This window comes from Bacillus sp. RSS_NA_20 (genome assembly GCF_020165915.1).
Lineage (GTDB): Bacteria > Bacillota > Bacilli > Bacillales > Bacillaceae > Bacillus > Bacillus altitudinis.
This window is the reverse complement of the sequence record NZ_JAIUKW010000005.1, coordinates 2,074,292-2,087,448: the sequence shown is the minus strand read 5'-3', so window position 1 is coordinate 2,087,448 and position 13,157 is coordinate 2,074,292. Positions and strand designations below refer to the sequence as shown.

12 protein-coding genes are annotated in these 13,157 nt (G+C 43.7%); 4 read left to right on the top strand and 8 right to left on the bottom strand.

Annotation, left to right across the window (positions count from 1 at the left end; genetic code table 11):
- Positions 1-36: 36 nt before the first annotated feature.
- Positions 37-2,814, bottom strand: a complete 2,778-nt coding sequence (locus LCD32_RS16360) for a DEAD/DEAH box helicase (RefSeq protein WP_017360014.1) — start codon at positions 2,812-2,814, stop codon at positions 37-39.
- Positions 2,801-4,408, bottom strand: a complete 1,608-nt coding sequence (locus LCD32_RS16355; protein WP_008343292.1) for an SWIM zinc finger domain-containing protein — start codon at positions 4,406-4,408, stop codon at positions 2,801-2,803. The genes LCD32_RS16360 and LCD32_RS16355 overlap by 14 nt, the downstream gene beginning before the upstream one ends.
- 186 nt (positions 4,409-4,594) lie before the next feature.
- On the opposite strand from LCD32_RS16355, the gene LCD32_RS16350 reads away from it, so the two are divergent.
- Positions 4,595-4,738 carry a hypothetical protein gene (locus LCD32_RS16350; RefSeq protein ID WP_003214884.1) on the top strand — a complete coding sequence of 48 codons (144 nt, stop codon included), beginning with the start codon at positions 4,595-4,597 and terminating at the stop codon, positions 4,736-4,738.
- A gap of 114 nt (positions 4,739-4,852) precedes the next feature.
- Positions 4,853-6,172: a UDP-glucose dehydrogenase family protein gene (locus LCD32_RS16345; RefSeq protein ID WP_224564257.1), complete on the top strand. Its 1,320-nt coding sequence runs from the start codon at positions 4,853-4,855 to the stop codon at positions 6,170-6,172.
- 40 nt (positions 6,173-6,212) lie between these two features.
- Here the strand turns inward: LCD32_RS16345 and LCD32_RS16340 are convergent, their stop codons facing one another.
- The 5 genes from LCD32_RS16340 to alsS all read right to left on the bottom strand — a co-directional run bounded on the left by LCD32_RS16340 (position 6,213) and on the right by alsS (position 10,480).
- The gene (locus tag LCD32_RS16340; protein ID WP_007497548.1) at positions 6,213-6,746 is read right to left on the bottom strand and encodes a chromate transporter; all 534 of its coding nucleotides are present in this window, start codon (positions 6,744-6,746) and stop codon (positions 6,213-6,215) included.
- Positions 6,746-7,306: a chromate transporter gene (locus tag LCD32_RS16335; RefSeq protein ID WP_041091499.1), complete on the bottom strand. Its 561-nt coding sequence runs from the start codon at positions 7,304-7,306 to the stop codon at positions 6,746-6,748. The genes LCD32_RS16340 and LCD32_RS16335 overlap by 1 nt, the downstream gene beginning before the upstream one ends.
- A 37-nt stretch (positions 7,307-7,343) precedes the next feature.
- Positions 7,344-7,820: an Lrp/AsnC family transcriptional regulator gene (locus tag LCD32_RS16330; protein WP_017360010.1), complete on the bottom strand. Its 477-nt coding sequence runs from the start codon at positions 7,818-7,820 to the stop codon at positions 7,344-7,346.
- A 153-nt stretch (positions 7,821-7,973) separates the two neighbouring features.
- Complete coding sequence (gene budA, locus LCD32_RS16325) at positions 7,974-8,735, bottom strand: acetolactate decarboxylase (RefSeq protein ID WP_411859179.1); 762 nt, start codon at positions 8,733-8,735, stop codon at positions 7,974-7,976.
- A 44-nt stretch (positions 8,736-8,779) separates the two neighbouring features.
- A complete protein-coding gene (alsS, locus tag LCD32_RS16320; RefSeq protein ID WP_035702273.1) occupies positions 8,780-10,480 on the bottom strand; it encodes an acetolactate synthase AlsS in 1,701 nt (566 codons plus the stop codon).
- Positions 10,481-10,630: 150 nt separating this feature from the next.
- Here alsS and alsR point away from each other — a divergent pair, with 150 nt between their 5' ends.
- Both alsR and LCD32_RS16310 read left to right on the top strand, forming a co-directional pair.
- A complete protein-coding gene (gene alsR / locus LCD32_RS16315) occupies positions 10,631-11,518 on the top strand; it encodes an acetoin biosynthesis transcriptional regulator AlsR (protein ID WP_035702272.1) in 888 nt (295 codons plus the stop codon).
- 59 nt (positions 11,519-11,577) lie between these two features.
- Positions 11,578-12,195 (top strand): flavin reductase family protein, encoded by a 618-nt coding sequence (locus LCD32_RS16310; protein WP_211251391.1) that lies wholly within the window; start codon positions 11,578-11,580, stop codon positions 12,193-12,195.
- Between the two features lie 36 nt (positions 12,196-12,231).
- On the opposite strand, the gene rbsB is transcribed toward LCD32_RS16310, so the two are convergent.
- Complete coding sequence (gene rbsB / locus LCD32_RS16305) at positions 12,232-13,149, bottom strand: ribose ABC transporter substrate-binding protein RbsB (RefSeq protein WP_017368181.1); 918 nt, start codon at positions 13,147-13,149, stop codon at positions 12,232-12,234.
- Between the last annotated feature and the right edge of the window lie 8 nt (positions 13,150-13,157).

Below are 13,157 nucleotides of genomic sequence, written 5' to 3'. Positions count from 1 at the left end.
TCATCAAGTTTGAGAAAAGTCCTCTTTTTGCTGTCATTAAGATGATTGAGCGGCTGCACTTAACGTGAATAAATCTTCTAGTTCGTTCGTTGACAGCTCTGTAATCCAGCTTTCACTTTGGATAATTTGATCATTTAACGTTTGTTTTGTTTCGAGCATTTGATCAATTTTTTCCTCTATCGTGCCGGTTGTGATCATCTTATGGACATGAACAAACCGCTTTTGCCCGATGCGGTAAGCACGGTCTGTTGCTTGGTTTTCTACAGCAGGATTCCACCATCTATCGTAGTGAATGACATGATTGGCGGCGGTTAAGTTTAGTCCGGTTCCTCCTGCTTTTAAAGAAAGAATTAAGATGTTGAACTCTTTTTTCTGGAAGCGTTCCACCATTTTGTCCCGATCATGTTTGGATAAGCTCCCATTTAAAAATTGAACTGGTTCTCCAAACATCTTTTCGGCGAGCTGTTTGATCATGTTGCCCATTTCAATATACTGCGTAAAAATGAGGCAGCTTTCTCCTTGTTCGTGTATGGCTTTTAACAGCTCTGCTAATTTATCCATTTTTAATGAACGCTTCAACAATTTTACATCTGTTCCGCTCTCTTTTAAATAAAGAGCAGGGTGATCGCAAATTTGTTTGAGTCTGCCAAGCATACTTAAAATGATGGCTTTCCGCTGCATCCCTGTTAATGAGGCCATATGTTCGAATGTATCTTTGACCAGCTGTTCATATAAAGATGCCTGCTCTGCAGATAACGGGATGAATTCTTTTTCTTCTAGTTTCTCTGGCAGATTGAGTGCGACTTCTTCATCTTGTTTTGTCCGTCTTAATAAGAATGGCTTGATCAGCTGCTGCAGCTGTTGGATTCTTTTTTCTTCACGGTCTTTTTCAATCGGAAGGACGAATTTTTTATGAAAACTGGTCAGGCTGCCGAGATATCCTTTGTTCACGAAGTCGAAAATAGACCAAAGCTCTGTCAAACGGTTCTCCATCGGTGTCCCGCTGAGGGCAATGTGGTGCTGTCCTTTTAATTGCCTAATGGCTCTCGATTGTTTCGTATGGGCATTTTTAATGTTCTGGGCTTCGTCTAAGCAAATGGTATTCCATTTGGCTGCTGTTAATTCATCACGGTCAGAATGTGAGAGACCATACGAAGTGAGGACGATATCTGTTGATTCGTACGCTTTTGTAAAGTTCTCACCTTGTGGACGTGATGGTCCATAATGCAGAGCGACATTCAAATGTGGTGCGAATGTTTCTAGCTCTCTTTGCCAGTTCCCTAATACGGAAGTCGGTGCAATGATGAGAGATGGAGCGGCGTCTTGTTGATGCTCCTTCAAATAGGTGAAATAAGCGATCATTTGAATCGTTTTTCCAAGACCCATATCATCTGCTAAACAAGCCCCGAATCCATGAGACCTTAAGAACAGAAGCCAGTTGACACCGTGCTGCTGATACGGGCGCAGTGTGCCCTTAAAGGACTCACTCATCTCGTAGGATGGCAGCTCTTGTGTATCATTTAACTGATGAACAAGCCCTCGTAATTGAGACGAAAGTTCAAATTGAATATGGGCAAAGGCCGAACTGTCTAGCAGCTCAGGAATCGACTCAGAAGAGGCCTCTTGGTCTGCGAGTTCACGTGACAAAATATCCGACATATGAAGTCCTTCGTTCTCAGCGCGCTCCATCCATTTCTTCATTTGCTGGATAAAGGTCGGATCGATTTTAATCCATTGTCCACGAATATTGACAAGACGACGTTTACTTTGAACAAGCTCGTTGAATTCATCTTCTGTCAGCTCAATCCCGTTTGTGGCAAAGCGCCAATTAAAGTCCATAAGGGCATCCATTCCAACGTGCGATTCGCCTCGTGGTGTGGAGGAAATCCGTGCTTTTAGCATCATGGTGCTTTCTTTGACGATTTGCCACCATGATGGGAGCAGGATCTCAATCCCCATGTTCACAAGTGTTTCACTCGCTTCAGACAGGAAGAGCCACGCTTCTTCTTCTGACATGAGGGTGGTACCAGATGTAAATGAGAGCCAAGGGACAATCTGACCGAACCGCTCCAGCTCTCTGGTGATTTTTTCTTGAAACGGACGCCATGATTTTTTTAAAGAACGGATGCCTTCAAAGAAATGCAGATCACTGTTTTTCTTATCACGCAAAAACAGTTCAATTTTCCAATCATCTCCGTCGAAATCAGGCTCATTTAAACGCAAGCCGACAGTGAAAGGCGTCTCATCATCAATCCAGCCGATCGTTTCCAAGAAATCCTGTTCATCTAAAAAATGACCTTGGAAGGAGGAAAGAGCAGGCGATTGTGCAGTCATTCGGTTCCATTTGTGCTGCAAGGCATCATCATATTGAATGTAATCCTGTACGGCAAAGGAGAACCAATCAGCTGTGTAGCCATCTAACAGACCTTCTTTGTCTTTAAAGCGAAGCATTCCTTTTGTCCATGCCTCGAAATCTGGGACAAAATCTTCATCCTCGATGAATTCGTAAATGGTTGAGGCTGTTTTCATAAGCGGCTCTGTTTCATCCGTTAACGTCACATGGCTGAAAGTATTGAATGAATTTTTCCCTAGCAATTCAACGGTCATCCAAGGACTTAACAGGAAGGCAGGTGTGCCAATAAAGCTCACATCTTCTAAGAATGTTCCGTAAAAAGATGATTCGTGCCATTGGAAAAGCTGCCTCTTCATTTCATTTAGCGGTACAGGCTGTCCGTCCTCTGCTTGCGCTGAAATGGTGAAAGAGAAATCTTCGGTTTGTTCTGCATGAATGACAATTTGTTTATGGCGTGTCATCAATTAATTTTCCTTTCTTCATTTCCTCTTGGAACGCACGCAGCCGCTTTGTTGAATCTTGCAGCTGCTGTACATATCTTTCCCACACCGCGTTTTTCTTCGTTTTATGATAAAGCGTACGCAGTTTCTTGAGCATTTTCACAGATTCCCGGTAAGCACTTCGATTCTTTTGATCGAGAAGCAGTGAGATTTCCCGGTGGTATGAAGGAATGAGTGCTTCAGGCTCTTCCTTTGCAATCTGTTTTATTAATTCTTTCTCCAACTCACTGATAGAGAAACCAACGAGGCTGTGTATTTCAATCCATTCTGCATAGCGTTCTTGTGCATATAAGAGCTGACTATATTCAGTAAATGCATAAGGCATACAGATTTGGAGATAGCGTTCATACAAGAAATGATCTTTCGTCTGTTTAAAGTACGCGTCTAAATAAAAGAAGAAATCGCTGACGGCTCCACGCAGTTCTCTATAAGATAGGTCAAGCTGGCAATATTCTTCTAATACATATGTGATCTCTTGATACCAAAGTTTGAGACGCTTCCAGTCCTTGCGGTTTGTGAGATCCTTTAGCCAATTGAGCACATTCGGCAGCATATCTGCATTGAGCAATTTTAATTGCTGGAAGAGTCTTTCGTCTTCTTTTAGCAAATAATCCATATGCATCAGCCCAATGGTGCGCTCAACCGTTTGCTCCTGCTGTTGGGCGCTCTTGAGTAGTTCTGTTTCTTTTTTGACCCATTTCCCTCTATTTAATATAGTTCCCCACATTTCCATAAAGACCGCAACTCGTTCATGCTGGAAAGGTCCGCTGATTTGAAGAAGTGTCCGAACGGCAGTTGGTGTGTTTTCAAGAAACGGATCGAGGGAAAAGGAAAGGGCGTATGTCCTCAAATGATCCACTGAATCAAAAATGGTGTTCATGAGCTGTTCTACATATGGATTCATCGAATAAAAGTCTTTTTCGGCATCAAGACGGCCGAGATCGATTAGCTCATGGAGCCTTAACCACACATCGATGGACGTATGAATCGCATATAAACTCTTGAATTCAGGTGAAGTGGGTGCGTGTTTTTTCAGGATCGATAAATAGCCGTAATACAAATGCTGTGGTGTTTGCTGGTGCTTCGGTGTCCGTTTCAGCCAGAGGTGAAATTCCTCCTGGAAAAAATTCAGCCAGCTCTGAAGTGATTGTTCATCTGGGCGCTTCACTTGGAAGTGCTGACGAATGAGTTCTTTGCTGCGCTGTAATTCATCCTTCTCTGACCAATTTTCTGTAAAGCCGGTCACACTCTCTACTTGAGCGTATAGCGAAAAGAAGACAGCGAGGATGTGTTTACATAGTCCATCAGCTGGACATGAGCAGCTGCTTCTCACTGGAAACAGCACATGAAGGTGGACTCTTGCTGCCACGACATCATGTACATAAGCTGACCATTCGGTATCAGACTCTTGCTTGAGCCGATATACGCTGTCCTGTCTATAAGTAATCAATGCTTTTTTGATGAGTTGCTTGTTTTCATCTGTTGCAGGAAGAAGTTCTTTGATCTGTTCGGCTGTTTGTTTGATTTCTTCTTCGTTGATGTTGTGCTGAAGCATTTGATCCGCTCCTAACCAAGTAAAAGATTCCAATTCTTTTATTATAGCTCAATGGTGATTTATAAAAAAGTTTTTCATGAAAATGGTCATAAATTTCAAAAGCTGTCGAATGATGTATTAGAGTATTGCATAAACCAACCATACAGCATATAATAATGAAATTAGTGGAATCGAAAGGATACAGACATGGATAATAAGGGTTTAAATCAAGAAGAGTTTTTAAAGATTTTGATGTACGCTCATGATATTGGTGAAAATTCCAATGATGTCACAACAAAAGAAATGCTTGAAAATCTGATTGCTCATATTCGAAATGGCCTTGTTTCATAAAAGTAACCCCCTGCTCTCTCAGCAGGGGGTTTTTGTATGCTTTTATGAATGGAACGAAAATCCCCGGCATACGATGACATTACAAGCATAAGGAGTATGGGGAGCTGATGTGTCATGAAGGTTGCGATTGCAGGCTGTGGGTATGTAGGGCTTGTCACAGGGGTGTGTTTAGCAGAGGCGGGACATGATGTGACATGTATGGATATTGACCGGCGGAAGGTCATGCAGCTGAAGCAAGGGAATCCTCCGATGTACGAGCCGGGATTAAAAGAACTGCTCAAACGGAATATGGAGCAAGGACGCATTCGTTTTCATATTAATGGAGCGTCAGCCTATTCGCAGGCTGACGTGTTAATGATTGCTGTCGGTACCCCGCAGCAGGCAGACGGTCAAGCTGATTTGCAGTATGTCTTTCAAGCGGCAAAGGAGATGGGCTTACAAGCAAAGCCAGGCGCAGTGCTTGTCGTGAAAAGTACAGTGCCTGTCGGAACGGGCGATCAAATTGATCATTTGATTCATCACGTGTTAGGTCGTAAGGAGCCATTATCTATCGCATCGAATCCAGAATTTTTACGAGAAGGCTCTGCCATCTCAGATACGTTGCGAGCGGATCGGCTGGTGATTGGAGCCGAAACAAAGAACGGATTAGATCAGCTAGAGTCTATGTATGCGGATTTCCACATTCCATTCGTGAGAACAGATCGGAAAAGCGCAGAGATGATCAAATACGCATCAAATGCATTTCTTGCCACAAAAATCAGCTTCATGAATGAAATTGCTTCGATTTGTGGAAAAACAGGAGCTGATGTTGAGAGAGTTGCAGAAGGGATGGGACTCGATCAGCGGATTGGTACTTCGTTTCTTAGGGCAGGCATTGGTTACGGAGGTTCCTGTTTTCCGAAGGATACTAATGCCCTTGTCCAAATTGCAGGGCATGTGTCCCATGATTTTGAGCTATTGAAGGCTGTCATCAAAGTCAACAATGAGCAGCGAGCAAGTTTTATTCGAAGTGTGAAGGAGCGGATGGGAGAAAACTTGGAAGGGAAGAGAATGGCTCTCCTTGGCCTTTCCTTTAAGCCGAATACAGATGATATGAGAGAGGCGCCGTCAATCCCGATCGCTCATCAGCTCCATCAATTAGGAGCGGAGATCGTAGCCTATGATCCTGCTGCCGCTCGCAATGCAGCTCAAGAACTGCCTGATCAAGTCCTTTTTGCTCAAACGATTGAAGAGGCGATCAAGGATGCTGATGCGGTCTGTATATTAACTGAGTGGGCGGATATTCAGTCATTTCCACTTTCAGCTTATAAAGATTTCATGAGGCAGCCGATCATTTTTGATGGCCGGAATTGTCATACGCTTGAAGCGGCAGAAGTAGCTGGTGTCGAGTATCATTCTATTGGGCGCAGGCCTGTCTCTCCTATTTATATGTAATGAGAAAAACCGATAACTTCACGTGTTATCGGTTTTTGCGTTAATGCGGAAGAATGAATCCGCCATATAAAAATGCAGCCACAATCAGAAAGGCAGGGTGCAATTTGAATTTGGTCATAAAGAAAAATGAAATGGCAGCAATGGCAAGTGATTGTGTCCAGCCAATGGCTTTCACGGCATCTCCGCCAATTTCCCATGTTAATAAAAGCATCATCATGGCAATGACAGGCTGTACAGATAGGGTCATGCCTTTGACGACAGAAGATTGGCGAAAACGATCAATGAGTTTTAGCAGTAAGATCAATCCGATCGCAGACGGCAGTACCGTCGCAAGCAGTGCAACGATAAAGCCTGGCCATCCCATGACATCATAGCCTACATAAGCCGCAATTTTCGTAGCGATTGGACCTGGAAGTGCGTTGGCTAATGCGAGCATATTGGAGAACCCTTCGTTCGTCATCCAATGAAAATGATTGACGATTTCTTCATAATTGAGCGGAATGGAGGCAGGTCCTCCGCCATACCCTAACAGATTGGATAAGAAGAATGCCCAGAATAAAAAGAGAATCAGCATCATGAAGACACTCCTTTCTCTTTATTTGTTCGATTCCAGCGATCTTTCAGTCTAAAATGAAAGGCACCATAACATAAAAAGATGATGACAATGATTCCTGGATGAATCGAGAGTACTTGAAGACCGACAAATGCCAAAAGGAATAGGGCGATTCCGAAGATCATGCCGAAGCCCTTCAACGCTTTTTGTCCAAATTCATATGCCATCATTCCTAACAGAACGGCAATCACTGGTGTCACAGCACCGATCATATTTTGAATGATGACTGAAGAGCTTAAGACGCTGACAAGTGTAACAAGTGCCACCATAGCGAGACATGTCGGTAAAATATGTGCAGCTGTTGCAACAATGGCGCCAGATACACCTTTTAATCGATAGCCGAGGTATGCCGACATTTTCGTAGCAATCGGTCCGGGTAATGCGTTGGCGATGGCGAGTGTTTCTCCAAATTCGTCATCATTGATCCATTTGTATTTGACGACCGCTTCATGGCGAATGAGCGGGATCACAGAAGGTCCTCCGCCAAATCCCAGAATACCGGTTCGCACCATGGCGATCATGAGTTCAAGATATGATTGCAAGTGGTTCAACTCCTATCTACAATTTCATGCCCATTCGGCTTTTGTATCGTTTAATGAGCATTTGACAGTCCACACTGACGACGCCTTCAAGTGGGTACAGCTTCTTTGTCAGGAACGTCTCCATTTCCTGTTCATTTTGAAAAATGCCATGCATATGCAGTTTGCTTGGTCCTGTCATATGATAAAGGCTTGTGACGGCTGTTTCCTGCTCAAGCTGAAGGGCGACTGTTTCTAAACATTTCGGCTCAACCTCTACGTTAAAAAAGACAGAGACATGAATGCCGATCTTTGCTGGATTAATGACAGCGGTGAATCGTTCAATGACACCTGCTTCAATAAGCTGCTGAATACGGGCTTGTACTGCAACACGGGAAAGGCCGACTTGTTTCCCTAAATCTGTATAGGACATACGCCCGTCCTCGTGTAATAAGGAAAGAATTTGTTTATCTCTTTCATCTAATGTTAAGTTTGGAATGCGATATTCATGTGCCATCGTATAACCACCTTTCTTCTGTTGATATTCTATCATATTTTATTGCGAATAGAATGTTTGATTTTCAATTGAGTAACGAAATGAAATGGTAAAGGAATATAAAACATCTTTTTGCATAAAAAAACACCCCGGCATCACCGGGGTGTGTTCATTTTAATTTTCTGGGCTGCTTTCCGCACTGGCAATTTGTTGTGCAAGGTCAGCACGATCAATGTCTGCTTGGAAGAACTCTTGCGTATTTGGAAGGTGTAAATTCATGTGACGTTTTTGGGAAATTCGGATGGTCACTTGATCCACAGTGTAATCAAATACGTGCCCGCCGACACTGCGATCATCATCAATAAAGTGGAGATGATATCCGCTTACCGCAATGCCATGTGCGTACTGCGGTGTTCGGAATCCTGCAATAGTTCCGCGAATATCCTCGAAATCGAAAATAGGCTGTGACTTAACTGCTTCTACCATCGGAACGTAAGGTTTTTCCTGTTTTTCAACCGTACGGGTTTGAACCTTTTTGAATGACCCATCGATGCGGATCGCATAAAAGACATTTTTGCTCGGTAAGATTCGGTCGATTTCTTCCTCTAGCTCTTTGGACGTCATCGGTGCATCAATTCGATGAACGATGTCCGTTTCAAAGAATGCTAGAGAGCAGAATGGTGAATAATCTTGATCGGTTACTGGTGTGGCTGTTCCATCAGAGCGCAGTCGATAAAAAGCGCCATCAAAGCCGATTAGTTCCCCATCTAATTGATTGAATGTGCCAATGCCAAAATCACCGTGCTCGGGAATATGTGATAGGGAGAAATCTCCATCGTATACGGCTTCCAGCAAGGAGGTCATGGTTGATACTTGATAGACCTCTTGCTTTTTGTCCTGCGGTATTGTGTTGTTTTGTTGATTCATTGGGTGCATCATACCCATATCCGCTCACTCCTTTAACGTAATGTATCGAAGTCTTATCTGACGTTCGTTGTGTGTTTTTCACGAAAGACTTCTGGCCATTTTTGACTGGCGAGGTCTGGGTTGTCTTGATAGTCTATCGGAATATCAATAATAACGGGTCCTTCTATGTTTATACCCTTTTGAAGGACAGTTGAAAGCTCTTCAGGTGAGTTGACACGTAATCCAGTTGCTCCAAAGCTTTCTGCATATTTCACTAAGTCGATCTGACCGAACTCAACACAAGACGTACGGTCATACTTCATTTCCTGCTGGAATGCCACCATATCGTATGTGCTGTCGTTCCAAACGAGATGAACGAGATTTGTTTTCATGCGCACGGCTGTTTCTAATTCCATGGCGGAGAAGAGAAAACCGCCATCACCTGAGACTGAAATGATCTTTTCATCTGGATTCAATATGGAGGCTGCAATTGCCCATGGTAAAGCCACGCCAAGTGTTTGCATTCCGTTACTCACTAGGAACGTGTTCGGTTCATAAACACGGAAGTGGCGAGAGATCCAAATGGCATGAGATCCGATATCACATGTCACTTTCGTGTCATCTGGGATGATACGTCTCAACGTATGAATGACATCCAGCGGGTGTGATAAATGACTTTCTCTTTCTGGTGCTTTTTCGATATCACTTAACAGCTCTTGTAATTCTGTGACCAGATCTATGTTCTTTTTGCATAATGAAAGTGGAACGCTGTCGTGGGCTAGATGTTGCACCGTTTCAGATATATTGCCCACAAGCTCAAGCGTCGGTTCATAGAAATGGTCAATATCTGCCTGCATGTCATCCACATGAATGATTTGACGCTGCTGCGGTTTCAAATTCCAATGCTTCGGATCGTATTCGATTGGATCAAATCCAATAGTTAAAATCACATCCGCTTTCTCAATGAGAAGGTCCCCTGGCTGATTACGGAATAAGCCGATTCTGCCCACATATTGAGGCTCAAGCTCTCTTGAGAGAACGCCGGCTCCTTGGTACGTTTCGACAAATGGGATACCAAGTGTTTTTAATAATGTTCTTGTCGCATTTGCCGCAGCTGGACGGCTAGCTTTCATTCCCACAATTGCAACAGGTAAGTGCGCATTTTGAATTTTGGCGATGGCCGAACTGATGAGAGCATCCGGTGCAGGACCTAGTTCTGGAGAAGGGTGAGCAGACACTGGTGTTTGTGTGGTGTGTTCGGTCACGACATCTTGTGGAAAGCTGATAAATGCTGCTCCAGCTTGACCTCTTTGTGCCGCGCGAAAAGCATTTGTTAATGCTTCTGGTATATTGTTTACGTCTTGTACTTCAACGCTATATTTTGTCACTGGTTTGAATAATGCCGCATTGTCGAGTGATTGATGTGTTCGTTTGAGTCGATCCGCACGGATGACGTTTCCAGCGATTGCAACAACAGGGTCACCTTCTGTATTGGCTGTTAATAGACCTGTCGCTAAATTGGATGCGCCAGGACCTGATGTGACGAGACAAACGCCTGGTTTGCCAGTTAAACGACCGACAGCTGCTGCCATGAATGCCGCATTTTGTTCGTGTCTGCATAGCACAAGCTCTGGACCTCTGTCTTTTAATACATCAAATACTGCATCAATTTTTGCACCTGGAATCGCAAAAACATGGGTCACACCTTGGGCAATGAGCGTATCGACAATCAACTCTGCTCCTCGTTTTGTTAGGGGTTGTGTTTGAGAATTCATATACCCCGCACTCCTTTCGGCAAGTAAAATTTTTTATGAAAATATATTTTCATGATATGATTTACTATACATTTCACAAAATAAATTTTCCAATATATGTTTAACGTAGTTTTAATATGTTTCACGAATAAGTGTTTGAGGAGTGAAAGGATGGAACTGAGACATTTGCAGTATTTTGTCACAGTCGCGGAGGAGCTGCATTTCGGTAGAGCGGCCGCACGATTGAACATGACACAGCCTCCACTTAGTCAGCAAATTAAGCAGTTTGAGGAAGAATTGGGATTTCCTTTGTTTCACCGGTCTAAACGGGTGGTGGAGTTAACAGCTGCTGGAAAGGTTTTTTTACATGAGGTCCGGGGGGTGCTGCATCAGCTTGATAAAGCCGTTGATCATGCCCGGCATACGGCAAGAGGGGAGCTTGGGAAGATTATCATCGGTTTCGTTGGTACAGCGACATATGATATTCTGCCGCCAGTTGTCCGTGAATTCAGAGAGCTGTACCCCTCTGTCAGTATTGAGCTGCAACAGCTCTCTGTCCCGCAGCAGCTTGAGGCGCTTTTGAATGGTGAGATTGATATTGGTTTTTTGCATCCTACATCACCGCAAGAAGAATTGGTCAGTCGTTTAATGAAGCAAAGTGAATGTATTTTTGCGATTCCGAAAAACCATCCGCTGGCGGAAAAAGAAGCGGTCACGATTGAAGATATTCGTGATGAGCCGATTATTTCTTTATCAAAGGAATCATGGCCGTCCCTTTATCAGTATTTTGTCCTACTTTGTGAAAAGTATGGATTTTCACCTAATATCGTGCAGGAAGCAGCAGAATATCAAATGGTCATTGGGCTTGTCACAGCGGGAATCGGAATTGCTATCATTCCAACATCGGCCCGGCGTTTATTTAATTTAGATGTGGTGTATCGGTCAATTGAAGGTGAGCAGCTACTCGCGGAATGGACCATTTCTTATAGACGAGAAAATCATAATCCGGCATTGTTTCATCTTGTCCATCATATTCTCCATCGCGCTGAGCCGGAATAAGGGAAGAGAGAACGGGGTATGGTATGATGTCGTTACATACAAGAGGAGGCATGTCTGAAGTGATTACATTACAAATGGATCAGTTGTCACGAAAAGAAGCATATAAAGTATTATCTGGTTCCGTCGTTCCAAGACCCATTGCATTTATTACAAGCCTTTCTAAAGAAGAAGTCGTCAATGCTGCACCATTTAGTTTCTTTAATGTCATCAGCGGTCATCCTCCGCTGATCGCTGTTTCTATTGGACGTCGTCAAGGAGAGATGAAAGATACAGCAAAACATATCATCGACAGGGAAGAATTTGTTGTCCATGTGAGTGATGAAGCGATGATTGAAGATATTAATGAAACAGCTGCTACTTTGCCAGAGGAAGAGAGTGAGCTGACTCGTACCGGTCTTCATCAAGTGAAGAGCAGCGTGGTGTCAGTGCCAGGAATCAAGGAAGCACGCATTCGCTTTGAATGTCAGCTGGAAAGACATCTGACCTTTCAAAATGATGAAGGGGAGGTCACAGTCGATCATATCATTGGCCGGGTGGTGTGTGCGCATTTAGATGAGTCTGTCTATGATGCGGAAAAAGGATATATTTTTACGAATGAATTAAAGCCAGTCGCGCGCCTAGCAGGTAATGATTATGCCCATTTAGGCACGCCATTTGTACTGAAGAGACCGGAATAACATCTAAAACCCCCGAGGCTATCGGGGGTTTAGTGTTTATTTCTTTTGTTCTAGTTTCAATGGTGCGGCGATATTTTTTTCTACCTTTTTGCCTTTTAATACATCGTCAGCAGCGCCGACTGCCAGTTGACCGATCAGCTCTGGCTGCTGCGCGACTGTTGCAGATAGTTTTCCTGCTTTGATCGAGTTGAGTGCATCTTCGTTACCGTCGAAACCGACGACAAGAATGTCTTTTCCAGAGCTTTGGATGGCCTCTAGTGCGCCAAGCGCCATTTCATCATTGTGGGCAAAAACGGCTTTGATGTCAGGGTTTCCTTGAAGAAGGTTTTCCATCACGTTGAGCCCTTTTGTCCGGTCGAAGTCAGCGGCTTGTTTTGCTGTGACATCTAACTTTTTGTCTGCAATTTGATGGAAACCTTTTCCTCGTTCACGTGTCGCAGAAGCACCTGGTACACCTTCTAGTTCAGCCACTTTTGCGCCTTTACCAACCTTGTCGATGATAAAGTTAGCGGCCATTTCGCCGCCTTTGATGTTATCGGAAGCAACGAGCGCTTCAACCTTTCCGCTTTCTGCGGAGCGGTCTAATGTGATGACCGGTATGTCTGAAGCATTCGCAGATTCGACAGCCGTTGATATGGCAGAGGAATCGGCTGGGTTAATGAGTAATGCATCAACCCCTTGTTGAATTAAATCTTCTACATCACTCGTTTGTTTCGCTGAATCATTTTGTGCATCGGCAATGACAACTTCGATGCCAAGCTTTTTCGCTTCTTTTGTCACGCCGTTTTTAAGAGAAACGAAGAATGGGTTATTTAAAGTCGAGATCGACAGTCCGATTTTAATGTCTTTTTTCTTGCCATCCTTTGTTGATTTGGCCCACTCTGGCGGTTCAAGCGAGCAGGCAGAGAGCATGAATAATGAGAGAGTCACGATCAGGATTACATATTTTTTCATAGCAGCTG